The following is a 22,261-nucleotide window of genomic DNA, read 5'->3' as shown; positions in this document are numbered from 1 at the left end:
CCCTGTGAAGGATGTGCCCGGCCCTTACACGTATTCGAGTGCCTTGGGGGACGACGACTGCGTCGCCGGAACCTACACGGCGGAGGTGGATGGCTGGAAGCTCTCCTGGTCCGATGGGATGTACCAGCTGCACGGCTACCGCCGCGGCGACGTGGTTCCCACCCTGGAACTGCTGTTCGCCCACAAGCATCCCAAGGACCGGCCTCGTTGCGAAGCCATCGTGGCCCAGGTAGCCGAAACCGGTGGGTACTTCTGCATGTACCACCGGATCATCGATTCCAAAGGCAAAACCAAAAGGGTGTTGTCCTCAGGCGAAGGCATTATTGGCCCGGACGGCAAGGTCACGGTGATTGAGGGCGTGATGGTGGACCTCACCTCAACCCTGCAGCGCGAAACCGAGCAGACCGCCCGTGATGCGGTGGCCGGTGCTACGTCCACCCGCACCGTCATCGACCAGGCGCGGGGTATCCTCATGGGCCTGCTCGGCATCGGCTCCGACGAAGCCTTCCAGCTGCTGGTGGCCACCAGCAGCTACCGGAACGTCAAGCTGGTGGCAGTGGCGGCGGAACTGGTGCAGCTGGCCAACTCGGAGGACGCGCGGGAGTACCTGATCAAGGCCGTTAGGGCCATCGCGGAACGGGCGCCCGCAGCTTCGGGGGACCGGGACAAGCCCAGGGAACAACAGGCCGCCCGGGCGGCACCGGAACGCCGCGCCGCCCCTGGACCTTCCTCGGTAGCTGCCGGACGCTCCGCCGTCCCCGGCCCAGCGCCCCGCCCTCCCACGGCACGCCCGGGCGCCGGCCGCCGCCCCACAGGCTGACGCCCAGCGGGATCCATCCACAAGTCAGCATGCTGCCGAATGACTGGTCTTCGGGCGCCGTTCGAAGGATCCGGCCAGCGGACCCACGCCGCGCTGGTGGACAGCGAAGTCCACGTCATCAAGGATGCGCCGCACGGCTGCAACGTGAGCCACGCGGAGGAATAAAAACCGCGTGGTGATCGGATTCTTGGCGAAGTAGGCCGGTTACTGGCTTACGTACACGTTCTGATGGATGCGCCTTAAGCCTTCAGACTCCAGTTGGACGGCGTCGGCATAGTCCGGCACCAGGACTGCGGGCCGTTTGTCGGTTCCGCTGACGGTCACGATCTTGTTGCTGGAGCTGCCAGCTGCCGCCGCGCATCCCGCGTAATCGGTGACTTGCTGGTTCACGTTGACCACGGCCAGGCAGGCCTGGGCGCCATCAGAACTCTGCGCTGCAAAAAACTTCCGGCCGTCATCTTCCACCAGGAAACGCAGGGTGGTGCGGTCGACCTGTTCCAGAAAGTTGGCATCGTATGGGAACGTATCCTCGGGTCCGGCAGGGGCTTTCAGCGCATCAAGGCCGTACCCGTCGCTCGCGCAGCCACCGAGCAGCAGTGGAGCCGCCAGCACTGCAACCGTTGCCGCGTCTTTGAGCTTCATCATCTGTTTCCCCCCAGGATCGTCACTACCGTGCCAATGACGCTATCGCACCTTTTTTGGTGGGTCTTGTCATACGCAAGCAGACCGTTTCGTCTGCGCCGTCCAATGGCCGGTACGATGGATAAAGGTGAGCCGGGAAGTCTGGTCGGCATAGTTTCGTCGACCCCCAAAGTCAGGACCCTGCCGTGACCTCCGCCCCGCAGCCCCCGCACAACCCCCAGCCCCGCCGCTCCATCCTGGCCCGTGGCTCTTACGCCGAAGCCTTGCGCATCGGCGAGATCCTCCGCAAGGAAACCGTGGGCGGCGCCCTCCTCGTGGCCGCCGCGGTGATCGCCCTCATCTGGGCCAACTCGCCGGCGTCGGACAGCTACTTCGCCCTCAGGGACATCACCGTGGGCTACGAGCCCTGGCACCTGGAGCTGAGCCTGGGCGCCTGGGCCGCCGACGGGCTCCTCGCGGTGTTCTTCTTCCTGGTGGGCCTGGAGCTCAAGCGCGAATTCGTGGCCGGGGACCTGCGCCAGATCAGTACGTCCATCGTCCCGGTGCTGGCCGCCGCCGGCGGCGTGCTGGTCCCGGCGGTGATTTACGCCGCCGTGAACTTCTCCAACCCGGAGGCACTGCGCGGCTGGGCCATCCCTACCGCCACTGACATCGCGTTCGCCGTGGCGGTGCTGGCAGTGATCGGATCGCACCTGCCCAGCGCCCTCCGCATTTTCCTCCTGACCCTGGCCGTGGTGGACGACCTGATTGCCATCAGCATCATTGCGTTCTTCTACTCCAGCGACATTCAGGCGGGTCCGCTGCTGCTGGCCCTGATTCCGCTGGCTCTGTTCACATTCCTGGTCCAGAAGTACCGCCGCTTCTTCGGCACCCACATGGCCGCGGCCTGGCTGATCCTGCTGCCGCTGGGGTTTGCTGCCTGGGCGCTGGTGCACGCCTCCGGCATCCACGCCACGGTTGCCGGCGTGCTCCTTGGCTTCGCCGTTCCGGTAATCCGGTCGCAGGCGAGCGGCGGGCCGGAAGCCGGGCCCGGCCTGGCGGAAATTTTTGAGCACCGGTTCCGGCCGATCTCCGCCGGCATTGCCGTGCCGGTTTTTGCCTTCTTCTCCGCCGGCGTGGCCGTGGGCGGCTGGGAGGGACTCGGCTCGGCATTGACCGACCCGGTGGCGCTGGGCATCATCCTGGCGCTGGTCCTGGGCAAGCCCATCGGCATCCTCGGCGCCACGTGGCTCCTGACCAAGACAACAAAGGCAAAGCTGGACGATTCCTACCGATGGATCGACATCTTTGGCGTTGCCCTGCTGGCCGGCATCGGCTTCACCGTGTCCTTGCTGGTGGCCGAGCTCAGCTTTGGCCAGGGCAGCATCCATGACGACCATGCCAAGGTGGGCATCCTGACCGCGTCGCTGCTCGCCGCCGTCCTGGCCAGCATCATCCTCCGCACCCGGAACCGGCAATACCGGCAGGCCGAGGAACTGGAAAAGGTTGACGCGGACCAGGACGGCATCCCGGACGTCTACCAGGGCCGCGGCTAGGTAAACCCCACGGACGCACGACGCCGGCACCTACCCGTGTGCCGGCGTCGTGGTTATCTGTGGCCGGCTAGGCCGGGGCGAGTCCCAGCAGGGGGTCCGCGGGTGCCTCCACGTGGCGGATCTCCAGCGCCTCCGGGTCCAGCAGCTTCCGCGCACCGGTCCGTGCGTCCAGGATCCAGAACAGATCCAGTGCTGGCACCACCCCGGTTACCCGGCCGCTGTGGAACAGCTTGCCCCGGTGCCACGCCTCGATGTTGTCTCCAATGCGGAGCTGACTGGTACTGACTCCCTGTGCCTCCATGCGGGCTGCCTCCTGCTGGTTGTGTCCCCGTAACCCCAGCTTGCCGTGGCGAGGTTGCAGGAGTGTTTCCGCAGGGTGATCTTTCTGTGTCAGTTGGGGTTGGTGCGCCGGATGCTCAGCATGTGAAGAAGCAGGGCACGCTGTGGCTGGCCCGGGTTGCGGTCCACGAACAGGCTGAGGGAAGCGCGGGCGCCGGCCTCACGGGGGTCCGCGCCGCTGAGAATCTCCTCGATGATCTCCATGGCCTGCAGCTGGAGGTCCAGGAGGGCCACTTCTTCGCTGATGGACAGCGGAGTTCTGGGATTGCCGGTCATGGCGTGCCGCCTTCGTACTGGGAGCCCACCCCGGGGAGGAGCAGCTGCCTCTCCCAGGCCCATCCAATGAATGTACTAAGTTTACTTACAACATCTGCTGCGGCAAGGTTTTCCGGCCCCCACTTTTCGGCACACCTGCGGCGGATCAGCCGTGCGTGGGCTCCTCCACCAGGGCGGTGGCGATGCTTGAGGCGTCGTCCAGTGCTGCCAGGTACCGCTCGGCATCCAGGGCGGCGGAGCAGCCGGTACCGGCTGCGGTGATGGCCTGGCGGTAGCGGTGGTCTACGGCGTCACCGCAGGCGAAGACGCCGGAGAGGTTGGTGCACGTGGTGGGGGAGTCCACCTTGATGTAGCCCTCGTCATCCAGGTCCACCTGGCCGGTCAGCAGTTCGGTGCGCGGCAGGTGGCCGATCGCCACGAAGATGCCCGTGGCGCCGAGTTCCCGGGTTTCGCCGGAGCGTGTGTCCGCCAGGGTGACTCCGGTGACTTTGGTGTCGCCGTGGATGGCGGTGATGGCCGAGTTCCATTCGAACCGGATCTTGGGGTTGTCCTTGGCGCGCTGCGCCATGATGCGGGAGGCGCGCAGTTCGCCCTTGCGGACCACGACGGTCACGGACTTTCCGAAGCGGGTCAGGAACGTTGCTTCCTCCATGGCGGAGTCGCCGCCGCCGACGACGATGATGTCCTGTTCACGGAAGAAGAACCCGTCGCAGGTGGCGCACCAGGACACCCCGTGCCCGCTGAGCTTCTTTTCCTCGGGCAGGCCCAGTTCCTTGTAGGCGGAGCCGGTGGCAAGGATGATCGCGGGTGCCTCGTGAGTCTCCCCGGCGCCGGTGACCACGCGCTTGACGGAACCCTTCAGGTCAACGGACGTGACGTCGTCGAACACCACCTTGGCACCGAATTTCTCGGCCTGCTGCTGGAGCCCGTCCATGAGTTCCGGGCCCTGGATGCCGGCGGGGAAGCCGGGGAAGTTTTCCACCTCGGTGGTGTTCATCAGCGCACCACCCGCGGTGACGGAACCGGCCAGCACCAGCGGGGCCAGGCCGGCGCGGGCGGCATAAATGGCGGCGGTGTAGCCCGCGGGGCCGGAGCCGATGATGATCAGCTGTTCGTTGCTCATGGGGTTCTCCTTGGAGGTAGCGGGCGTGCGCGCCCCTCCAGTGGAGCAATGGTCATCGGCCCCTGTCAATCCGCTGCATAATGGGCGCATGACCCCACCACAGCTCCCCGTGGCAGCCCCATGACCGGCGAAGCATCAGGATCAATCATTGCCCGCGGCTCGGCCTGGGAGGTCTTCCGGGTCTTCCTCAAACTGGGCCTCACCTCGTTCGGCGGCCCCATCGCGCACCTGGGCTATTTCCGCGACGAGCTGGTACGGCGGCGCAAGTGGGTGGACGACAGGGAATATGGGGACCTGGTGGCCCTGTGCCAGTTCCTTCCCGGGCCCGCCTCCAGCCAGGTGGGCTTCGGCATGGGGCTGCACCGCGCCGGCCCCCTCGGCGCGCTGGCCGCGTTCCTCGCCTTCACCCTCCCGTCGGCGGCACTGCTGGTCGCCTTCGCCCTGGGAGCCTCGCTGTTCCAGGGTGCCGTGGGGTCCGGGATCCTCACCGGACTGAAGATCGTGGCCGTGGCCATCGTGGCCCAGGCCGTGTGGGGGATGGCCAGGGCACTCACCCCGGACCGGGAGAGGGCAGCGATCGCGGCCGTCGCGGCCCTGTCCGCCTCCCTGCTGGCCGGTTCCGCCGGCCAGATCTCGGCAATACTGTTCGGCGCGCTCGCCGGGCTGTTGGTCTGCCGGCGGGGCACCACCGATCTCACCGGACAGATGCGATTCCCCGTCAGCCGGACAGCGGGCATCATCTGCCTGGCCCTGTTCGTGCTGCTGCTGCTGGGCCTGCCGGTGCTGGCGCTGACCACCGGCTCGGCCGGGATCACCCTGTTTGAGGCGTTCTACCGGGCCGGGGCGCTGGTGTTCGGCGGCGGGCACGTGGTCCTCCCCCTGCTCCAGGCCGGTGTGGTGGACCCCGGCTGGGTGTCCAACCAGCAGTTCCTGGCAGGCTACGGCGCCGCGCAGGCGGTGCCGGGGCCCCTGTTCACTTTCGCGGCCTACCTGGGCACGGCGTCCGGATACGGTCCGGGCGGCGTGGCGGGCGCCGCCGTCGCGCTCGCCGGCATCTTCCTGCCAGGGTTCCTGCTGCTCACCGGCGTGCTGCCGTTCTGGAACTCATGGCGGTCCCGGCCCGGGGCGCAGGCCCTGATGCGGGGCGCCAACGCCGCCGTGGTGGGCATCCTGGCTGCCGCCCTGTACAACCCGCTGTTCACCACTGCCATCACCGGGCCGGGCCCGTTCTGCCTGGGTCTGGTCTGCTTCGTGCTGCTCATCGCGTGGAAGGCGCCGCCGTGGGCCGTGGTCCTGGTGGGCGCGGCCGGGGGAGTGCTGCTGGCGCTCGCCGGCTGACTCCGGGAAAGCCAGCGGCTGGGCCCGAAGCGGTGCCGTGGGAGTAGGCTTTAATTGCCGTCCGGTCCTGGGCGGCTCGGGTCCCGGTTCAGTCCGTGGGTGGCTGTGCCGGGCAGCACCAGGAAGCCCTCCATGGCCACAGACAGAACCGACGAGCTGGTAGCCAAGCGCCTCGGCGAACTGGTGCTCACCAGTTCCCATGTTGAAGAATTCCTCCATGACCTGGCCGTTGAGGCCGCAGCCGAGCTCTCCTCGACGGGGCAGCAGGTGTCCTGTTCCATCACCGTGGTGCGGCGCAAGAAGGCAGCAACGGCAGCCAGCAGCGATGGACGCGCCAGGGCCATGGACGAGGTGCAGTACGCCTTCAACGACGGCCCGTGCCTGTCGGCCATCCGCCTGGCCACCACCATCCATGTCCCGGACCTGCACAACGAGCGCCGCTGGCCGAAGTACCTGGAAGCGGTGAACAAAGGAACCCTCAAATCCATCCTGGCGGTGCCCGTCCCCGTGGACAATGACGCACGGGCAGCCCTGAACCTCTACTCCGACGGCAAGGATGCGTTCCCCGCCGACGCCGTTGCCTCCGCCGAACGGTTCGCCCGGGAAGCCAGCCAGTCCCTGCGGCTTGCGCTGCGGATTGCCCAGCTGACGGATGCGCGCGACGACCTTGCCGCCGCCATGGCTTCACGCACCACCATCGACCTCGCGGCCGGGGCCATCATGGGCCAGAACCGGTGCAACCAGGAAACGGCCATGGCCATCCTCAAGAGCGCCTCCAGCACGCGCAACATCAAGCTCCGGGACGTCGCTGCCCGGGTGATCGCCTCGGTGGCCGCCGACGATACCGTCAGCACCCACTTCGACTCCTGACGCCGCGGTCATAGGCACGGCAGGACGTACGACGCCGGCTTGCCGCCACGGTGCCTTACTCGCCGTTGTTCCCGGGAGCGGCAGCCCCGGCCACCAGCAAGGCGCTGACCTCAGCCAGGGTGCCACCGGATTTCCTGGCCTGGGTGATCAACCGGCCCAGGGCATCATCGTGGCCGATGCCGTGCCGCTCCATCAGCATCCCGCAGGCCCGGTTGATGGTGTCCCGGGTGGCGAGCGTGGCTTTGAGGTGGCCCGCCATCCGCAGCGGAACCTCGGTGCCCTGGACGTGCGCCAGCAGCGTGGCGGCGGTTCCGGCGAACAGGGGGAGCACCCGGCCGGTGGACCCGTCGTATTGACCCGGCAGCGCCGAATAGATGTTGAGGGCGCCCAGCGCCTGGCCGCCGGCCATCAGCGGAGCACTGGCCACGGAACGGACCGCAGTGTCCAGGACAGCGGCACGCCAGTTCGGCCACCGCTGGTCCGTGTGCACGTCTTCCACGAGCACCACTTCTTCGGCGGACCATGCGGTGAGGCACGGACCTTCGTCGAGTTCGTACTGGACGGCGTCCAGCTGCTCCACCAGGGGATGGGTGGCGGCGCTGCTGATCCGGTTGCCGCCGGCGTCCAGGATGGACACCCCCGCCTCCGGGTGGCCCGGCAGGGTTTCCTTGATGGCCCGGGCCATCAGGGCGACGGCGTGGCTTGCCTTTTCCTCGGTCAGCAGCAGTCCGCGAATGCGGGCGATGGTGTCCGAGAGGTCGTCGAGGGGGAGCCGCTTCATGCTCTGCAGGCCTGTTCCGCGTCTGCATCCATTGCCGCCGGTGGACTGCAGCGGCTACTCGCGCCGGCCTGTGCAGAGGGGGCCGGGGAGGACAGGCCCTGGTGCCCGTCACGATTCAGAATGTACCTGCGTTAGCGGGGGAAGTACAGCGGGAGGCGGGCGGGGGACGGCAATGCACCCGGAGCGGAAGCCGCCCCCGGTGCAGGTGCCTGAAATTACCGGCTCAGGCGTGTGCGTAGGTGAGGCAGTCCGCGTTGTCCCGGCCCGGGCCAACATGGACCTCGGGTGCCTGGCACATCAGGTGGTCGTTGTGGACGCATTCGCTGCGCTGGCAGGCCCCGACGTCGGCGAGCACCTTGGGCAGGCCGCCGTGGACGCCCACCTCAATGAATGTGGCGCAGTGGGCGTGGTTTTCGTCCCCGCCCACGGTGATGGCGGCGGCGTTGCAGTTCGTGTGGTCGTTAAAGGAACAGTTCGTTACGCTGCAGTCCGCGACGTGCGTTGTCATGGAAAGTCCTCCTTGGCCGGCCACCCCGGGCGGGCAGCTCCGTTTGACCACCGTAGACCCGGGTGGGCCAATCAAAAAGACCCAATTGTCTTGCCTAATTGGCACCCGACCGCGTTCGCTGGCCGAGCCGCCCTGGCCGGTGGTTGCGCTGACCGCTGCGCCCTTTCCAACGGGTGCGCTTGCCGGTCGAACCCTTCCCGCCGGCCGATCCGGTGCTTATCCTGTACTTCTCGGCGGCAAGCAGCGACCGCCAGCAGATACCCACGGCGTGGCCAACGGGAGGGCTGGCATGGACGGGCAGGAAACGGCGGACACGGCGATGGACACCGTCCGGAATAACGGCACCGCACCACCCGGTTCCAGGACCTTCGGGGTTGAAGAGGAACTGCTGCTGGTGGACCCGGGCAGGGGTGACGCGGTGCCCATGGCCGGCGCCCTGCTGGACCTCTACGTCCGGCCGTTCGAGTCCAGTGCCGGTCCGGTGCTGACGGCCGAGTTCCAGCAGGAAATGATCGAAGTGGTCACCCCGCCGCACTCCACCCTTGCCGGTCTCCAGGCGGACATCGTTGCGGGGCGTGACATTGCCCGGCGGGCCGCTGAGGATGTGGGCGTCCGGGTGGCCGCCCTGGGTACCTCGCCCCTGCCGAGCGATCCGCACCCGGTACGGCTGCGCCGGTTCGCGGCCATGGTGGAGGAGTACGGACTGACCGCCCGGGAACAGCTGACCTGCGGCACCCACATCCACGTGTCCGTGGACTCGGACGCAGAGGGGGTGGCGGTGCTGGACCGGATCCGGAACTGGCTGCCGGTGCTGGTGGCCCTCAGCGCCAACTCTCCGTTCTGGCACGGCGAGGACACCGGATACGCCAGCTACCGGTCCCAGGTGTGGAGCCGGTGGCCGTCCGCCGGGCCGCTGGACATCCTGGGCACCCCGGACGCCTACCACCAGCTGGTGCACGACATGGTGAGCACCGGCGTCGCAATGGATGAAGGCATGATCTACTTCGACGCCCGGCTGTCCCGGCACTATCCCACCGTGGAGGTGCGGATCGCCGACGTCTGCATGATGCCGGAAAACACCGTGCTGCTGGCCGGGATCGTCCGCGGGCTGGTGGAGACGGCTGCCCGCGAATGGAAGGCCGGAACCGACCCCGCGCCCGTGCCCACCGCCCTGTTGCGGCTGGCCGTGTGGAAGGCCAGCCGCTGGGGGCTGCGCGGGGAACTCCTGGATCCGGTGACCAGCAGGCCCGGGCCGGCCCTCGGCGTCGTCAATTCCCTCCTGCACCATATCCGCGCGGCGCTGGAGGACATGGGCGACCTGCAGCGGGTGGAGGAGCTGACGGACCAGCTCCTGCACACCGGCACCGGAGCCGTCCGCCAGCTCGAGGTACTGCACCGGACGGGCGACCTGGAGGACGTGGTGGACGACGCCGCCAACTGCACCGTGGGGTCCGGAATCCAGGGCGCGCAGCGGGGGATATCGGGGGATTGACAGCGGCCCGTCCTGGGCGCACGCTGTTACCGCTGGGGCCTGCATTGGTGCGGCCTGGACGCCGGCGCGGCTGTTGAAAGCCCGGCGTGGAAACTGTGGCGTTGAACGCCGCGGGCGGGCGGCCAACCATCCCGGAGCTGCCCCGGCGCCCCGGACGAACAGTTGAAAAAGCTCCCTTGTCTGGAGAATGAAATGGCCGGAGAAACTGCCACAGCGCTTGAAGCGAAATCCTTTGATGAACCCGACGAGAAGCGCCGTCCCCCGAACACCGTGGTGGATGTGGTGCACATTGGCGGCACCACCCTGGCCCGGCTCACCTTTGAACGCGGCTGGCGCTGGTCAGAGACGGTGAAGACCGTGGTCAAAACGGACAGCTGCCAGGTCAACCACGTGGGCATCTGCACCTCGGGGACACTGACCGTCGAGATGGACGACGGCACACGGACCACTGTCAGCGCAGGCCACGCCTACGCCGTTCCGCCCGGCCATGACGCCTGGGTGGAAGGCGATGAGACCTTCGTGGGCTACGAGATCCTGAGCGCAGCCGCGTACGCCAAGCCCGAGTGAGCCGCGCCTGATTTCCGCCTGATCCCGCTCCCCGCGCATGTTCCGCCTAAGGGAAGCCACCGACGCCGGGCTTCGGAAGAAGCCCCGGCGCGGGTTGCGCCGCGCCGGGTTCGTCCTGCTCGCCGTCGTGGGCCTGGTCCTGGCCTCCACGCTGCTGAACCTGTTCCTGGAGTCCCGGGAGCGGGCCACCGTCCAGCCGTACGGGGAGCGGGTGGCGGTGGCCGGTGGCAGCCTGAACGTGGTGCGGAACGGGCAGCAGGGCCAGGCCATCGTGCTGCTCAGCGGCCTGGGCACCCCCGCCCCAGGCCTGGACTTCCAGCCGCTGGTCCGTGAGCTCAACGGCTTCGACGTCACGGTGGTGGAGGGGTTCGGCTACGGATACAGCGATCCGGACGCCGGCCCGCGGAGCAACGGGAACATCAGCAACGAACTCCATGAAGCGCTGGCAGCGCTGCAGGTTCCGCGGCCCTACGTCCTTGCCGGTCACTCCATCTCCGGTTTCTACCTGCTGGACTACGCCAACCGGTACCGGAGCGAGGTGGCTGCGGTGATCGGCATCGACGCCAGCATCCCCAAACCCGGGGACGGGCCTGTTCCGGAGCCGCAGCCAGGCCTCAACTGGGCCCGGGCCCTGTCCGCCACCGGGCTGCTGCGGGCCGTGGCGTCGGTGGCCCCCGCCGTCGTGGATCCCGGCAGCAGCGCCTTCACCGACGACGAGCTCAAGCGCATGCGCATGATGTGGTCCTGGAACTTCGGCAACCCGGCCGTGGAGGACGAGACGGCCCGGATCGCCAACAATGCCGCGGCGCTGCGGGGCGTCACGTACCCGGATGACCTGCCGGTCCTCGCCTTCATCGCCGACGAAAAGACTGACCGGACAGCGGAGAAGGTCTCGGCGGCGGAAAACCTGCTCAAGAACGTGGCGCGGCACCAGGTGCTGCCGCTCGAGGGCGGGCACTACCTGCACTGGACGCAGGCTCCACGGATGGCCGAGGCTATCCGGGCGTTCGTCGGCCCGAACGGATAATTCCCGGGCGGAATGCCCGGACCCTCTCTTTCAGGCTGCGGGGCCGCGTGCGGTTGCCGCCCGCGGCGTTGCCGTTCGGGACGCAGCCCCGGACGTAACGTGGCGCCGTTCAAGCGCGACGACGTCACGGCCAAAGGAGAACAGGAGCAGCGGGAGGGCCACGGCCGGAGCGGCGGCAGCAAGGGCGGGCGGCATGCCAGGGACCAATGCCGTGACCAAGGCAATAAGCAGGGCCAGCGGCTGTACCGCGCCGATCAACTTGCGGGCCGTGCTCCGCGGCAACGGCTCACCCAGGTGCGGCCGGACAAGCCCGGCTGCCGCCACCACGTAGTACATCGCCCCGATGGTCAGCGTCCACAGGCCCACCACCGTCACCGTGGCCACGGACAGGACCAGCACCAGGAAGGCATCCGTGGCGGAATCGAACCGGGCTCCCGCCTCCGAAGCGGTCCCGGTCCGCCGCGCCACGCGGCCGTCCACAGCGTCGAGCAGGAGTGCCGTGCTGCCCAGGATTACCAAGAGCAGGCCGGTCCCCGGGCCGGGGACCTGGCCCGGCACCTGCCCGGCAAACAGCGGCGGGACGGCCAGCACGGCGCAGGCGGCGGCCAGGGCGGCGCGGACCAGGGTGATCCGGTCGGCCGGCGTCGGACGCCAGGTTGCGATGGTCTCCACCATCTAAGTATCCCGGCGCACAGTGCCATGACGCTCGGCGTCCGGGATGCCGCGCCGGCTCCGGCTGCTGCGGACCAGGCCCGCCGCGGCCAGGATGGTTCCGGCGCCCTCCGCCACGGCGCTGAGGGTCTTCGAGAAGAACCACACAGGATCGTACATAGCCGGGAACGGGCCGAACGCCGGGACATCAACGTACCGGTAGAGCATCACGGCGGCGAACGCGCTGAAGGCCACCACCAGTGCTGCGGCATAGGAGGCGCGGCTGCCGCGGATCACCACCCACAGCCCCACGAGGACCGCGGCGGCGGCCTCGAGCAGGAACAAGGTGCCCTGGCTGATGACGCCGGGCGGCGCGTCCTGATGGCCCGGGGCGAGGAAGAGGTGCACCCCGGCATCGATGAACAACGCCACAGCCGTCAGTATTCGGAGGACCACACTGATAAAACGTCCAAAACGACGAACTGGTTCACCGCGGGCCACGGTGAACCAGTTCAACGGGAACCAGATCAACCGGCAATCTTCAGCCGGACTTCCGGCGGTAGATGGCCGCCGCGAATCCGTAGGCGACGGCCAGGATGCCCACCAGCCAGGCCAGCGCCGTCCAGATGCCGCTGCCCACTGGTTCCTGGGCGAGGAGCGCACGGAGGGTGTCCACTATGGAGGTGACCGGCTGGTTCTCGGCGAACCAGGCCACCGGGCCGGGCATGGAGCCGGTGGGCACGAACGCGGAGCTGATGAACGGCAGGAAGATCAGCGGGTAGCTGAAGCCGCTGGCCCCGTCCACGGTCTTCGCCAGCAGGCCCGCGATCACCGCGATCCACGTCAGTGCCAGGGTGAACAGCGCCAGGATCCCGACGACGGCGAGCCACGCCGCCACGGACGCCCCGGACCGGAAGCCCATTACCAGGGCCACGCCCACCACCATCGCCACGGCGGCAAAGTTTGCGGCAAGCGAGGTGAGCACATGGGCCCAGAGGACGCTGGGCCGGGCCACGGGCATGGACCGGAACCGTTCGAAGATGCCGCCCTGCAAGTCAAGGAACAGCCGGTACGCGGTGTAGGCCACGCCGGAGGAAATGGTGATCAGCAGGATGCCGGGCAGCAGGTAGTTGACGTACGGCCCGCCCGTGCCGGTGCTGATGGCCCCGCCGAACACGTAGGCGAACAGCAGCATCATGGCCACCGGGGTTACCGCCGTGGTGATGATGGTGTCCGGGCTGCGGAGGATGTGGCGCAGCGAGCGGCCGGTGAGAACACGGGTGTCGCTGAGAATGTGCGTGGTCATCACAGTTCCTTTCCCACGAGGGACAGGAAGACGTCCTCGAGGGAGGGCTGCTTCTCGACGTATTCCACCGTGGCCGGCGGCAGGAGTTGCTTGAGTTCGGCGAGGGTCCCGTTCCGGATGATGGTGCCCTGGTGCAGGATGGCGATGCGGTCTGCCAGCTGCTCGGCTTCGTCAAGATACTGCGTGGTGAGCAGCACGGTGGTGCCCCGGCCGGCGAGCTGCCGGACGGTCTGCCACACCTCAAGGCGCGCCTGCGGGTCCAGGCCGGTGGTGGGTTCGTCGAGGAAGATGACGGGCGGGTTGCCGATCAGGCTCATGGCGATGTCCAGCCGGCGCCGCATGCCGCCGGAGTAGGTGGCGGCCCTGCGGTTTCCCGCCTCGGTGAGGGCAAACCTGGCCAGGAGCTCGTCCGCGATGGCGCGCGGTTCGGGCAGGTGGCGCAGCCTGGCCACCAGCACCAGGTTTTCCCGCCCGGTAAGCACCTCGTCCACCGCGGCGAACTGGCCCGTCAGGCTGATAGACCCGCGCACTTCAGCCGGCTCCGCGCCGACGTCGTACCCGTGCACCGTGGCGGTGCCCGCGTCCGCTGCCAGCAGCGTGGACAGGATGCGCACCAGGGTGGTCTTGCCGGCGCCGTTGGAGCCGAGGAGCGCGAAGATGGTCCCGGGCGCCACGTCAAAGTCGATGCCCCGCAGCACGTGCAGGTCCTTGAACGACTTGTCGATGCCCCGCACCCGGATGGCGGGTTCCGGCGCGGCTGCCGCGGTCATGGCTTGGATTCCTTCCTCTTCGCATCGTCAACGGCCTCGATCAGCCGGGCGCGTTCCTTGTCGATCCAGCGCTTGCCCCCATAGGCCTGGGCGAACGATTCGGCGAACTCCACGGGGTCGCTGCCCACGATGTCGCCCACCGGGGTGCCGTCGATGGCGGCCCGTTCCCAGAGGTCGGCGAGGCCGGAGATCATCTGCACCATGGTGTCGCCCTCGGTAACTCCGCCGTAGTACATGAGGTACCTGTTGAAGGCCGCGGCGGCGGTGAGGTACGGCTCGGGCAGCGCATCGAGGCGTGCCTTGGCCTGCTTGTACTGCTTCTTCTGCTCGAGCGGGCCGGTGAGTGCTTCGGTCCATTTGGCGGCCATGTCAGTTACCTTCCTGGTGGAGCTGTTCGATTCGTTCTGCGAGGAAGCTCCACGTCCTCCAGAACTCTGCAAGTTCCTGCGTGCCCACAGCGTTCAGCGAGTACACCTTGCGCGGCGGGCCCTTCTCGGACGGGACCTTCTCCACGTCCACCAGGCCGCGCTGTTCAATGCGGACCAGCAGCGCGTACACGGTGCCCTCCGCAATGTCCGCAAAGCCCTGGTCCCGCAGCCGCGTGGTGATCTCGTAGCCGTAGGCGGGCCGGGTGGCCAGGATCGCCAGGACGATGCCTTCCAGCGTGCCTTTGAGCATCTCCGTCATCTGTTTGCCCATGTGCTGCTCCCGCTACTTAGTGTTGCTGACTACCACTACATAGTAACACTGAGTACCGTTGGCGCAAGAGATTTTTTCCGGGCCTCTTTGGCGGGCCTTTTTGCCCTTGAAGATGGCGTCAGTGAGGCGTTGACTTAAGTTGCGGGCAGCAGTGTCCGCGGGACGGAAGGGCAGCAGGCCCCACCGTTCCGAACAGAAAGGAAATTCAGTGACTAAGTGGTATCGGTGGCAGGACTGGGCAACAGTCGCCGCCGGGCTCTTCACTGCGGTCGCGGTCCTGTGGACCCGGCAGCTCAACTTGTCCACAACCTGCATGCTCGTTTTCGGCGGGCTGCTGGTGGTCAGTGGCCTGATCAACCTGGCCATGCCCGGAATGCCTGCCGTGGAATATGTCCAGGCAATCCTCGCCGCAGGGCTGGTCCTCTCGCCATGGCTGGGGACCTACACAGGCGCCACGGGAGCGGCGCTGACATCGTGGATCGCAGGTGGCGCGGCGCTGGTGGTTACAGCAGCCGCCATCAAGCCGAGCACCGACGTCCGCCACGCCTACCGCGTCTCGCATTAGCACCGGAATCCGCCACGGCCGGGGCGGCGCGGAGCGGGGTTGTCCCGCCACCAGTAGCCGAGGCCGTGGCGGAGCTATGTCGGGGCGGTCAGGCAACCGCCGGCCGCACCTTGACGCCGCGCAGCGAGCGGAGAAGTACGACGGCGGTGACGGACCCCGCTGCCATGATGGACGCGAGCACCACCACCTGGAACCGGCCCGCCTCCAGCGGTGAGGCGCCGCCGAAGATGGCACCCACGAACGCGCCGGGAAGGGTGACCAGGCCGGTGGTTTTGGTCTGGTCCGTGGAGGGGATCAAGGCCGAATGCACCGATTGCCGGGCCTGCCCCAGCGTGGCCACACCGGCGGTGGCACCCAGCGCCAGCCACCCTTCCACTTGGTCCCACTGCTCATTCACGGCCTGGAAGAACCGGCGTCCGGCCAGCACGGCGATGGTCATGCAGTTGCCGGTCACAATGCCGCCCACCGCCAGGACGTACCGCGGCGTGAAGTCGATCGCGCCGGTTGCGAACACGACGCCCAGGGTCACCGTGATGCCCAGCGCCATCGTTCCGGCCACCACGGCAAACCGGTGCCACGACCAGCCAAGCCGGCGCGCCGCCGTCGTGGCCGCCACGCTGAACATGACCAGCAACGCCGCGCCCACCCACAGCGGATCGCTGATGATGCCGCCCAGGATCAGGCTGATGAGGGCCAGTTGGGCGGCGCCGCGGAGGATGGCCACGGCGGGGGCGAGGTACGACGGCGTCCGGGAGCCCCAGAGGACGCCCACCGTGAGTGCCACCAGGATGGCGAGCGCCGCCAGGGTGGGCAGCAGGCCGGCAAGGTGGGGCATCAGGCCAGCGTATCCCGCGTGGTGAGCGCGGCGGCAACGACCACGGCTTCTTCGAGGGTGGCGGGCATCGCGGAGTGGAAGGCAGCCAGGGCATCGGCTCCCCGGACACGGGAGGCCAGCACCACCACATGGACCACCTCGTCGAACGCAGCGCTGCAGGCGAGCACATCGCCCAGCCCGTGCCGCCAGTGCGGCCCCGGCCCGGCGTCAGGCTGAAACACCACCCACCAGCCGGCACCGCCCGTGTCCAGGAAGACGTACCCGCCCGAAGGGTGGAGCGCGATTGCGTTCACTCCGCGGCCGCCGTACCCCTCCACCGTTTCAGGAGGGGCCGCGAACCGGAACCCCGCTGTCGTGTTGGGGAAGATCGTCCCAGCGCATATGCCCTGCCTTTCCGCCCGTGCCAACCCTGCACGTCCATCACACGCCTGCAGGCCGGAAAAGAGGCCGGTTTGCTGGCTATTTTGACGGGTTCTTGACGCACCCCTCCGGTCGCGGGAGCCGGCGCCGGATGCTCAGACCAGACCTTGGCCGGATGTGCGCGTCACCAACGGTAACCGCGGACGACGGCGGGAGCCCGGTTTCGCGGTCACGCCCGCTCAGGTAAAGGTCAGGGGCGTGGCCGGTGCCGTGGTTGGATGGTTGGCATGGGGAAACGGTTGGATGGCGGCGTCTTGATGGTCTTTGCCGTCACTTTGCTGTTCCTGTCGGTGCTGTCGACGTTCATGGTGTTCGGGTCGGGTTTCGATTGGGACCCCGACGATTATCCGCCGGGGTATTGGAAGGCTGAAATCCCGAAGCGCCAGTGGATCATGGCTATCGGAATTGCCGTACCCGCTGCCTCGATGGCCACCGCGGCTGCTTCGATGTTCGCCCTGCCCCGCCGTCCTGTTCGCATCATTGCCGGCGGACTGGTGTCGGTGCTGGCCCTGGTGCCCTTCGTCGTCAGCTGGTACCTCGGGGACGATGCCGTGGGCACGGCGCAATATTGGGCGGCCTACACGGGTCCGGGCAGCTACCCGCGGTAACGGACCTCCCCAAGCCTCGTCCCGCCGTCGTGATCTCTAGAAGGAACCCGGGACGCGCGGAGTAGCGGCGGCGTAGACGTTGTCGTGGACTTTCTTGAACCCGCCCTGCTCGAGCTCGGCGGTGTTGTAGCCGTCCGGCACCAGGACAGCGGTGACGATTCCGGTGGACCCGGTCCGCACGATTTCCTGGTCGCTCTTGGTGCCAGAACCGCAACCCGCGACCCATTGGCGGGGGTGGTTATCCGGGTACACCGTCAGGCAGGATGTGGTGCCGTCTGCGTTCTGGCTGACGAAGTACCGGATGTCATCGGCATCCGCCACGAGCCGTAGCGTGTGCTCGCCCTCGGGGACGGGAGTCACACCCTCCGGGAGGGTGTCGGCTTCCGTGGCGGGACGGTCCAGGACGGCCAGGCGCGGCGGGCCGGACAGAGAGTTCAGCAGCACCCCGAAAGCCAGCGCGGCGACGATCGCGAGAATGATGAGGACGGGCATGTTCAAGGTCTTGCCTGCAACCCGTGGCGCCTTCACCGTGGGTGTGCGCTGATCTTGATCGATGTTTTCGTGTTCCATGCGTCTGCCCCCTCAGGCGTTGGTTCCCCGAGCCTACCCGGTCCAGCTTTCGATGCGCTGGTTCATTGTCGATGCGCACATTCGATGTCGACGCCCGGATATGCGCGTCGATAACAGCAGAAAGCGCACGACGTCGGCGCTCGCCACAGTGCCAAAACACCCGCGGCCGGGGTTAGGGCTGCTTCCCGCCGAGCTCCGCCTGCAACGGGTAGGCCGTGCTGTCCAGGATGAGCTGCGTGCAGAGGCCGGTTTCCGGGTTCAGCACCAGGGGCGCCGCAAGGTTGACTGTGGGTTTACCGTCGCCGGGGTTCACCACCAACAAAGTGGTGGTTTGGCCAGCGGCCGTAGCGTCCGGAGGAATGGCTGGTGAGTAACCGGGCGCGTAGACCACTGCGTCTGCAAGGAACAGCCGCAGGGCCGCACCGCCGTGGGCTTCGAGCGCGAAAAGCCCCAACGCCCCATCCACGCTTCGCAGCGTGAAGCTGTCCAGGCTTTCCAGGCCGGGCATCGGTGTGGTGAAGGTGACCGGCATTGTGGTGATGGTGCTCATCGCAGGAAATCCATCAGGGACGGCTGGAGCACCTTGGCCGTAACCGCCAAAGCTACCTGGTAGTTGGTTTCCTGCAGTTTCAAATCGAGCACCACCTGTCCTATGTCCGCGTCCTCGATGGCCGCACGCCGGGACTCCAGCGTAACCTTCTGCGCAGCAACAGCGTCCCGTGCCTGTTCCATCAGCGACTGGCGGGTTCCCACCTCGGCCCTGCCGCTGATGACAGTTTTGAGCCGGTCATCGATAGCGTCAAGCCGGCCCGAAGGATTTGCCCCGGCACGGATGGTGGCGATGACGTCATTTACCAAGGCGAAGACCGAGCCGGCCCCGTCGCCAAAGATCGCACCACCGTCGGCGTCCACCCTTACGGTCCTTCCGGCATCCACCCGCCGTTCAACGGACGAACCAGCCGCGCCATTGAACGTTGGTGGCTGCCCGGTGCTGAATGCGGTGGCCGCATCGGAGTTGCCCGCGAAGACGTTGCGGCCCAGGTACTTGGTGTTGGCGCTGGCCAGCAGGTCCTTGCTCAGCCCTTCGATCTCGGCGGCGATCGCGTCCTTGGCTGGCTGGTTGAGTGACCCGTTGGAGGCCTGCAGCGTGAGGTCGCGGATACGGTTCAGGACATTGGTTGCCTGTCCCAGGGCGGAGTCGGCGGTGTTCAGCCAGCCGGTGCCGTCACTGATGTTGTTCGAGTACTGGTCCGCCGCGTGCAACCGGCCACGCGTGGCCAGCGCAGTGGCGAGGGCCGCGGGGTCGTCCGAAGGCCGGGTGATGTTCTGCAGGGTGGCGCCCTTTTCCTGAAGCGCTGCAAGCTTCGCCTGCCCCGCCTGCAGATTGCGCTGGGCGGCCGCCGCCATGGTCTGGTTGGTGACTCGGTTCAGCATGTTTTACCTTCCCACCAGTCCGGTGCGGTTGATCAGGACGTCCAGGGCTTCGTCGACGGCGGTCATGACCCGTGCGGCGGCCTGGTAGGCGTGCTGGTTGGTGAGGAGGCTGACGTTCTCCTCGTCCAGGCTGACGGAAGCGCCAGAATCGCGCTGCCCCCGGGCTGAAATGCTGGCGGCCGTAGACAGCTGCTCGTGCTGCTGGGCTGAACGCGAAAGGACACCGATACCGGTGACGACGGCGGCCCACGCCTTATCCGGGGACGTCGCGGAGGTGCCGAGCTGGGCAAGGGAGTCGGCAACGCTGCCGTCCAGGGTGCCGGCTCCGGCGGCTCCGGTGGCGATCCCGGCAGCGTCGCGGGGGACTACGCGCAGCGACATTGCCGGCGAACCCGTGGGGGTGGACGCAAAGAAGTCGAGGTTTGCCGCGCCTGTGGTCGACTGGCCGCTGCGGTGCACGGCATTGACTTTGGCCGCCAGCTCAGCGGCAAACGAATCGTAGGAGGAGGCAGCCTCGGCGATGGCCCCGCCCGTGCCGCCTGCTGCCGGGGAGAGGAGCGACACCGCACCGGCGATCCGACCGCCGTCGAGGCCTGCTGGCTTCCCGGGCCGATCACTCCACTCGACCTGGACGGCCGTGCCTGCTCCCGTCATCGTGGTCTGTCCGCCGAGGATGAGGGTCCGGTGCGACGTGCCCAAGACCAGCGCGTTGCCGCCAATCAGGACATCCGCAGTGCCGTCCGTGTTCTCCCGAACAGTTCCGCCAGCAAGGGCGGCGATGGTTTCGATGGCGCTGTTGCGGGCGTCGATAAGCTCGTTGGCGGATCCACCCGAGGCCACCACTGAACGGATCGTGGAGTTGTATCCGGCCACCTGGGCTGCGGCGTCATTGACCGCGGCTGTGTTGGCGGCGGCTTCGGACCGGACCTGCGTCCACTGCGCGTCGAGCGCCCGGTATCCGGCGGAAACCCTGTCTGCCAGGGTCGTGGCGGCCTGTAGCAGCGCGGCAGCCGGCGCGGATTCGCCCGGGTGGTTGGAGACTCCCTGCCACGCGCCCCAGAAGGACTGCAGCGCCGTCGTGATGCCGTTCTCGCCGGGCTCCTGCAGTGTCTCTTCGATCCGCTGCAGTGCTGTGGAGCGGACGGAGGTGAAGCCGGCCTGTGCTGCGGTGGACCTCACTCCGGCGTCCAGGAAGCCGTTGCCGAGCCGGGTAATGCCGTCGACGGAGACGCCCTGGCCCGGGCGGACCCCAGCGGACGTCAACCCGATGGCGGCCGGGGCGCCGATGGACGCCTGCTCGATCCGCTGCCTGGTGTATCCCTCTGTGCCGGCATTGGCGATGTTCTGGCCTGTGAGGTTGATGCCCTGCCGGGCCGCGGTGAGGCCCAGGTAGGCCGTATTGAGTCCGCCGAAAGTGCTCACTGCTGTCCTTTGCTGGTACGGCTTTGCCGGTCAGATTTTCTGGTCGAACAGCCGGGACGTCGATGCGTTGCCGGTCCGGCCCTGGGAGTCGTAGGTTGCTGCGGAGGGACGCAGGTCCGCTGCCGTCTCCTGAGTGGAGCGGACGGCCGCACGCAGGAATTGTTCGTTGGAATCGCGGAGTTCCTGGATGGCGGCTGTTTGGCGCTGCATGGCGGTCAGGTGCGTGGACAAGATGCCGGCCCATGCCGCGTCAGGTGCGGCCGAGGCGAGTTCACTCAAGGACGATTCGGCGGGCAGGCCCCACTGCTCTGCCACCGCAGCCACCTCCACGGCCCGGGCCAATCCGGCTTTGGACAGGCGATCGAGGACCTGTTCCACTTCCTTGGTGCCATGGGGGAGCCAACGGGACTTGCCTGCGGTGAGCAGCAGCTGCTCTTCTTCGAGCTTGAACGTCAAGAGATCCAGGAGCTCGCGTTCGCGCCACAAAAGGGCCGAAAGTTCGTGGATGGCCATGGGCTGGTCAACTCCAGTTCAGGGGGTTGGCGTCTTGTCATGGAAAAACTATCGGCCGGTGTTGCGGGCGCGTTAGGAGCTGTTGCCCGGTTGTCCCCGCCGTGGCTACAAACGAGTGGCATTTGTTTTTTCTGCTAACCGCAATTGTTTTACGTCCGATAGCTGGTTGTGAAGGCCCACGGATGGGCCTTCGAACAAAGTCCCACATCACGGAGGAAACACCATGGGAATGCAGATCAACACCAACGTGGCCGCCAACAACGCGTTCCGCAACCTGAACAACACCCAGAACGACCTGTCCAAGTCGCTGGAGAAGCTGTCCAGCGGCCTGCGCATCAACCGGGCTGCCGACGATGCAGCAGGCTTGGCCATTTCGGAGGGCCTGAAGTCCCAGGTCAATGGCATGGGAGTTGCAGCCCGCAACGCCCAGGACGGCATCAGCGTCATCCAGACCGCTGAAGGCTCCCTGTCGGAGGTCCACTCCATCCTGCAGCGCGTTCGCGACCTGGCCGTCCAGGCAGGCAACGACTCGAACAACGCAAAATCTCGTGAGGCAATTACGACCGAGGTAAAGGCTCTTGGCGAAGAACTGAGCAGGATTGGTGCTTCGTCGGAGTTCAACGGCACCAAGTTGCTGGATGGTGTTACGACTTCCCTGACTTTCCAAGTTGGGGCCGGGAGCACCGCCAACGATCAGATTGCTGTCAAGTTCACCGACGTTGCCGCAATCGGAACTGCTGTGACAGCCTTGGGTACAGCAGCTACCGACGGGTTCAAGGATGCGGCGACGGCGCTGACAACCATCGCAGCAATCGATACCAACATCAAGGACGTATCGTCCGCCCGTGCAGAGCTGGGTGCGAGCCAGAACCGCTTTGAAAGCGTCATCCGCAACCTGAACGTCTCCAAGGAAAACCTGTCGGCAGCCAACAGCCGCATCCGCGACACGGACATGGCTGAGGAAATGGTGAAGTTCACCAAGAACAACATCCTGTCCCAGGCCGGTACGGCCATGCTGGCCCAGGCCAACCAGTCCAGCCAGGGCGTCCTGCAGCTCCTGCGCTAATCCGCTCCGGCCAGTAACCGGCAGCATTGATTGACCGGTGAGGGCCGGGCGGAGTGATTTTTCGCCCGGCCTTCGCCGTCAGCA

30 protein-coding genes are annotated in these 22,261 nt (G+C 67.2%); 11 read left to right on the top strand and 19 right to left on the bottom strand.

Features of this window, described 5'->3' with window-relative positions:
- Positions 1–4 precede the first annotated feature (4 nt).
- Both ACP3TD_RS16280 and ACP3TD_RS16275 read left to right on the top strand, forming a co-directional pair.
- Positions 5–820, top strand: a complete 816-nt coding sequence (locus ACP3TD_RS16280; RefSeq protein ID WP_426764022.1) for a PAS and ANTAR domain-containing protein — start codon at positions 5–7, stop codon at positions 818–820.
- Between the two features lie 39 nt (positions 821–859).
- A complete protein-coding gene (locus ACP3TD_RS16275; protein WP_426764021.1) occupies positions 860–985 on the top strand; it encodes a hypothetical protein in 126 nt (41 codons plus the stop codon).
- Between the two features lie 39 nt (positions 986–1,024).
- Here ACP3TD_RS16275 and ACP3TD_RS16270 read toward each other — a convergent pair whose 3' ends face one another.
- Positions 1,025–1,462, bottom strand: coding sequence for a hypothetical protein (locus tag ACP3TD_RS16270; RefSeq protein ID WP_426764020.1), 438 nt, complete (start codon positions 1,460–1,462; stop codon positions 1,025–1,027).
- A gap of 185 nt (positions 1,463–1,647) precedes the next feature.
- Between ACP3TD_RS16270 and nhaA the strand changes: the two genes are divergently transcribed.
- A complete protein-coding gene (nhaA, locus tag ACP3TD_RS16265) occupies positions 1,648–2,997 on the top strand; it encodes a Na+/H+ antiporter NhaA (RefSeq protein WP_426764019.1) in 1,350 nt (449 codons plus the stop codon).
- A gap of 67 nt (positions 2,998–3,064) precedes the next feature.
- On the opposite strand, the gene ACP3TD_RS16260 is transcribed toward nhaA, so the two are convergent.
- From ACP3TD_RS16260 to trxB, 3 genes are all read right to left on the bottom strand, one after another.
- Positions 3,065–3,298 carry a hypothetical protein gene (locus ACP3TD_RS16260; RefSeq protein ID WP_426764018.1) on the bottom strand — a complete coding sequence of 78 codons (234 nt, stop codon included), beginning with the start codon at positions 3,296–3,298 and terminating at the stop codon, positions 3,065–3,067.
- A gap of 89 nt (positions 3,299–3,387) precedes the next feature.
- A complete protein-coding gene (locus ACP3TD_RS16255) occupies positions 3,388–3,612 on the bottom strand; it encodes a hypothetical protein (RefSeq protein WP_426764017.1) in 225 nt (74 codons plus the stop codon).
- 145 nt (positions 3,613–3,757) lie between these two features.
- Positions 3,758–4,735: a thioredoxin-disulfide reductase gene (gene trxB / locus ACP3TD_RS16250; protein ID WP_426764016.1), complete on the bottom strand. Its 978-nt coding sequence runs from the start codon at positions 4,733–4,735 to the stop codon at positions 3,758–3,760.
- Positions 4,736–4,855: 120 nt separating this feature from the next.
- On the opposite strand from trxB, the gene chrA reads away from it, so the two are divergent.
- Both chrA and ACP3TD_RS16240 read left to right on the top strand, forming a co-directional pair.
- Positions 4,856–6,073 (top strand): chromate efflux transporter, encoded by a 1,218-nt coding sequence (gene chrA, locus ACP3TD_RS16245; RefSeq protein WP_426764015.1) that lies wholly within the window; start codon positions 4,856–4,858, stop codon positions 6,071–6,073.
- A 132-nt stretch (positions 6,074–6,205) separates the two neighbouring features.
- A complete protein-coding gene (locus tag ACP3TD_RS16240) occupies positions 6,206–6,943 on the top strand; it encodes a GAF and ANTAR domain-containing protein (RefSeq protein WP_426764014.1) in 738 nt (245 codons plus the stop codon).
- Between the two features lie 55 nt (positions 6,944–6,998).
- On the opposite strand, the gene ACP3TD_RS16235 is transcribed toward ACP3TD_RS16240, so the two are convergent.
- Both ACP3TD_RS16235 and ACP3TD_RS16230 read right to left on the bottom strand, forming a co-directional pair.
- The gene (locus tag ACP3TD_RS16235; RefSeq protein ID WP_426764013.1) at positions 6,999–7,724 is read right to left on the bottom strand and encodes a GAF and ANTAR domain-containing protein; all 726 of its coding nucleotides are present in this window, start codon (positions 7,722–7,724) and stop codon (positions 6,999–7,001) included.
- 223 nt (positions 7,725–7,947) lie between these two features.
- Positions 7,948–8,232 carry a DUF1540 domain-containing protein gene (locus tag ACP3TD_RS16230; protein WP_426764012.1) on the bottom strand — a complete coding sequence of 95 codons (285 nt, stop codon included), beginning with the start codon at positions 8,230–8,232 and terminating at the stop codon, positions 7,948–7,950.
- Positions 8,233–8,521: 289 nt separating this feature from the next.
- Here ACP3TD_RS16230 and ACP3TD_RS16225 point away from each other — a divergent pair, with 289 nt between their 5' ends.
- From ACP3TD_RS16225 to ACP3TD_RS16215, 3 genes are all read left to right on the top strand, one after another.
- Entirely contained in the window at positions 8,522–9,724 is a 1,203-nt protein-coding gene (locus tag ACP3TD_RS16225) for a carboxylate-amine ligase (RefSeq protein WP_426764011.1), read from the top strand.
- Between the two features lie 192 nt (positions 9,725–9,916).
- On the top strand, positions 9,917–10,291 hold the full coding sequence (locus tag ACP3TD_RS16220; protein ID WP_426764010.1) for a cupin domain-containing protein: 375 nt from the start codon (positions 9,917–9,919) through the stop codon (positions 10,289–10,291).
- A 37-nt stretch (positions 10,292–10,328) separates the two neighbouring features.
- On the top strand, positions 10,329–11,318 hold the full coding sequence (locus ACP3TD_RS16215; RefSeq protein WP_426764009.1) for an alpha/beta fold hydrolase: 990 nt from the start codon (positions 10,329–10,331) through the stop codon (positions 11,316–11,318).
- A gap of 30 nt (positions 11,319–11,348) precedes the next feature.
- On the opposite strand, the gene ACP3TD_RS16210 is transcribed toward ACP3TD_RS16215, so the two are convergent.
- The 6 genes from ACP3TD_RS16210 to ACP3TD_RS16185 form a co-directional block, all read right to left on the bottom strand.
- Positions 11,349–11,990, bottom strand: a complete 642-nt coding sequence (locus ACP3TD_RS16210) for a CDP-alcohol phosphatidyltransferase family protein (protein ID WP_426764008.1) — start codon at positions 11,988–11,990, stop codon at positions 11,349–11,351.
- 3 nt (positions 11,991–11,993) lie between these two features.
- On the bottom strand, positions 11,994–12,401 hold the full coding sequence (locus ACP3TD_RS16205) for a hypothetical protein (RefSeq protein WP_426764007.1): 408 nt from the start codon (positions 12,399–12,401) through the stop codon (positions 11,994–11,996).
- A 109-nt stretch (positions 12,402–12,510) separates the two neighbouring features.
- Positions 12,511–13,275, bottom strand: a complete 765-nt coding sequence (locus ACP3TD_RS16200; RefSeq protein ID WP_426764006.1) for an ABC transporter permease — start codon at positions 13,273–13,275, stop codon at positions 12,511–12,513.
- Complete coding sequence (locus tag ACP3TD_RS16195) at positions 13,275–14,045, bottom strand: ABC transporter ATP-binding protein (protein WP_426764005.1); 771 nt, start codon at positions 14,043–14,045, stop codon at positions 13,275–13,277. The genes ACP3TD_RS16200 and ACP3TD_RS16195 overlap by 1 nt, the downstream gene beginning before the upstream one ends.
- Complete coding sequence (locus tag ACP3TD_RS16190) at positions 14,042–14,413, bottom strand: DUF1048 domain-containing protein (RefSeq protein WP_426764004.1); 372 nt, start codon at positions 14,411–14,413, stop codon at positions 14,042–14,044. The genes ACP3TD_RS16195 and ACP3TD_RS16190 overlap by 4 nt, the downstream gene beginning before the upstream one ends.
- A 1-nt stretch (position 14,414) precedes the next feature.
- Positions 14,415–14,744, bottom strand: a complete 330-nt coding sequence (locus tag ACP3TD_RS16185; protein WP_426764003.1) for a PadR family transcriptional regulator — start codon at positions 14,742–14,744, stop codon at positions 14,415–14,417.
- A gap of 208 nt (positions 14,745–14,952) precedes the next feature.
- Here ACP3TD_RS16185 and ACP3TD_RS16180 point away from each other — a divergent pair, with 208 nt between their 5' ends.
- On the top strand, positions 14,953–15,309 hold the full coding sequence (locus ACP3TD_RS16180; protein WP_426764002.1) for an SPW repeat domain-containing protein: 357 nt from the start codon (positions 14,953–14,955) through the stop codon (positions 15,307–15,309).
- 88 nt (positions 15,310–15,397) lie between these two features.
- Here ACP3TD_RS16180 and ACP3TD_RS16175 read toward each other — a convergent pair whose 3' ends face one another.
- Positions 15,398–16,144 carry an ABC transporter permease gene (locus ACP3TD_RS16175; protein ID WP_426764001.1) on the bottom strand — a complete coding sequence of 249 codons (747 nt, stop codon included), beginning with the start codon at positions 16,142–16,144 and terminating at the stop codon, positions 15,398–15,400.
- Positions 16,144–16,437 carry a hypothetical protein gene (locus tag ACP3TD_RS16170; protein ID WP_426764000.1) on the bottom strand — a complete coding sequence of 98 codons (294 nt, stop codon included), beginning with the start codon at positions 16,435–16,437 and terminating at the stop codon, positions 16,144–16,146. Before ACP3TD_RS16170 ends, ACP3TD_RS16175 begins: the two co-directional genes overlap by 1 nt.
- A 354-nt stretch (positions 16,438–16,791) precedes the next feature.
- Between ACP3TD_RS16170 and ACP3TD_RS16165 the strand changes: the two genes are divergently transcribed.
- Positions 16,792–17,172 (top strand): hypothetical protein, encoded by a 381-nt coding sequence (locus ACP3TD_RS16165; protein WP_426763999.1) that lies wholly within the window; start codon positions 16,792–16,794, stop codon positions 17,170–17,172.
- A gap of 36 nt (positions 17,173–17,208) precedes the next feature.
- On the opposite strand, the gene ACP3TD_RS16160 is transcribed toward ACP3TD_RS16165, so the two are convergent.
- The 5 genes from ACP3TD_RS16160 to flgN form a co-directional block, all read right to left on the bottom strand.
- On the bottom strand, positions 17,209–17,742 hold the full coding sequence (locus tag ACP3TD_RS16160) for a hypothetical protein (protein WP_426763998.1): 534 nt from the start codon (positions 17,740–17,742) through the stop codon (positions 17,209–17,211).
- 172 nt (positions 17,743–17,914) lie between these two features.
- Positions 17,915–18,292, bottom strand: coding sequence for a flagellar assembly protein FliW (locus tag ACP3TD_RS16155; protein ID WP_426763997.1), 378 nt, complete (start codon positions 18,290–18,292; stop codon positions 17,915–17,917).
- A complete protein-coding gene (flgL, locus tag ACP3TD_RS16150) occupies positions 18,289–19,176 on the bottom strand; it encodes a flagellar hook-associated protein FlgL (RefSeq protein WP_426763996.1) in 888 nt (295 codons plus the stop codon). Before flgL ends, ACP3TD_RS16155 begins: the two co-directional genes overlap by 4 nt.
- Before the next feature lie 3 nt (positions 19,177–19,179).
- Complete coding sequence (gene flgK / locus ACP3TD_RS16145; RefSeq protein WP_426763995.1) at positions 19,180–20,598, bottom strand: flagellar hook-associated protein FlgK; 1,419 nt, start codon at positions 20,596–20,598, stop codon at positions 19,180–19,182.
- A gap of 30 nt (positions 20,599–20,628) precedes the next feature.
- Positions 20,629–21,111 carry a flagellar export chaperone FlgN gene (gene flgN, locus ACP3TD_RS16140; protein ID WP_426763994.1) on the bottom strand — a complete coding sequence of 161 codons (483 nt, stop codon included), beginning with the start codon at positions 21,109–21,111 and terminating at the stop codon, positions 20,629–20,631.
- Between the two features lie 223 nt (positions 21,112–21,334).
- Between flgN and ACP3TD_RS16135 the strand changes: the two genes are divergently transcribed.
- Positions 21,335–22,177 (top strand): flagellin, encoded by an 843-nt coding sequence (locus ACP3TD_RS16135; RefSeq protein ID WP_426763993.1) that lies wholly within the window; start codon positions 21,335–21,337, stop codon positions 22,175–22,177.
- The last annotated feature ends 84 nt before the right edge of the window (positions 22,178–22,261 follow it).

Origin of the sequence: Pseudarthrobacter sp. 1G09 (assembly GCF_050038305.1) — a bacterium.
GTDB classification, from domain to species: Bacteria; Actinomycetota; Actinomycetes; order Actinomycetales; family Micrococcaceae; genus Arthrobacter; species Arthrobacter equi.
Note: the sequence above shows the minus strand (reverse complement) of the source record. Positions and strands in the feature narration are given on the sequence as shown.

Coding starts and splice junctions, on each gene's coding strand:
- ACP3TD_RS16275 (WP_426764021.1), top strand. CDS start 860: ATGACTGGTCTTCGGGCGCCGTTCGAAGGATCCGGCCAGCGGACCCAC.
- ACP3TD_RS16270 (WP_426764020.1), bottom strand. CDS start 1,462: ATGAAGCTCAAAGACGCGGCAACGGTTGCAGTGCTGGCGGCTCCACTG.
- ACP3TD_RS16260 (WP_426764018.1), bottom strand. CDS start 3,298: ATGGAGGCACAGGGAGTCAGTACCAGTCAGCTCCGCATTGGAGACAAC.
- ACP3TD_RS16255 (WP_426764017.1), bottom strand. CDS start 3,612: ATGACCGGCAATCCCAGAACTCCGCTGTCCATCAGCGAAGAAGTGGCC.
- trxB (WP_426764016.1), bottom strand. CDS start 4,735: ATGAGCAACGAACAGCTGATCATCATCGGCTCCGGCCCCGCGGGCTAC.
- chrA (WP_426764015.1), top strand. CDS start 4,856: ATGACCGGCGAAGCATCAGGATCAATCATTGCCCGCGGCTCGGCCTGG.
- ACP3TD_RS16240 (WP_426764014.1), top strand. CDS start 6,206: ATGGCCACAGACAGAACCGACGAGCTGGTAGCCAAGCGCCTCGGCGAA.
- ACP3TD_RS16235 (WP_426764013.1), bottom strand. CDS start 7,724: ATGAAGCGGCTCCCCCTCGACGACCTCTCGGACACCATCGCCCGCATT.
- ACP3TD_RS16230 (WP_426764012.1), bottom strand. CDS start 8,232: ATGACAACGCACGTCGCGGACTGCAGCGTAACGAACTGTTCCTTTAAC.
- ACP3TD_RS16225 (WP_426764011.1), top strand. CDS start 8,522: ATGGACGGGCAGGAAACGGCGGACACGGCGATGGACACCGTCCGGAAT.
- ACP3TD_RS16220 (WP_426764010.1), top strand. CDS start 9,917: ATGGCCGGAGAAACTGCCACAGCGCTTGAAGCGAAATCCTTTGATGAA.
- ACP3TD_RS16215 (WP_426764009.1), top strand. CDS start 10,329: ATGTTCCGCCTAAGGGAAGCCACCGACGCCGGGCTTCGGAAGAAGCCC.
- ACP3TD_RS16200 (WP_426764006.1), bottom strand. CDS start 13,275: ATGACCACGCACATTCTCAGCGACACCCGTGTTCTCACCGGCCGCTCG.
- ACP3TD_RS16195 (WP_426764005.1), bottom strand. CDS start 14,045: ATGACCGCGGCAGCCGCGCCGGAACCCGCCATCCGGGTGCGGGGCATC.
- ACP3TD_RS16190 (WP_426764004.1), bottom strand. CDS start 14,413: ATGGCCGCCAAATGGACCGAAGCACTCACCGGCCCGCTCGAGCAGAAG.
- ACP3TD_RS16185 (WP_426764003.1), bottom strand. CDS start 14,744: ATGGGCAAACAGATGACGGAGATGCTCAAAGGCACGCTGGAAGGCATC.
- ACP3TD_RS16175 (WP_426764001.1), bottom strand. CDS start 16,144: ATGCCCCACCTTGCCGGCCTGCTGCCCACCCTGGCGGCGCTCGCCATC.
- ACP3TD_RS16165 (WP_426763999.1), top strand. CDS start 16,792: ATGGGGAAACGGTTGGATGGCGGCGTCTTGATGGTCTTTGCCGTCACT.
- ACP3TD_RS16160 (WP_426763998.1), bottom strand. CDS start 17,742: ATGGAACACGAAAACATCGATCAAGATCAGCGCACACCCACGGTGAAG.
- ACP3TD_RS16155 (WP_426763997.1), bottom strand. CDS start 18,292: ATGAGCACCATCACCACAATGCCGGTCACCTTCACCACACCGATGCCC.
- flgL (WP_426763996.1), bottom strand. CDS start 19,176: ATGCTGAACCGAGTCACCAACCAGACCATGGCGGCGGCCGCCCAGCGC.
- flgN (WP_426763994.1), bottom strand. CDS start 21,111: ATGGCCATCCACGAACTTTCGGCCCTTTTGTGGCGCGAACGCGAGCTC.
- ACP3TD_RS16135 (WP_426763993.1), top strand. CDS start 21,335: ATGGGAATGCAGATCAACACCAACGTGGCCGCCAACAACGCGTTCCGC.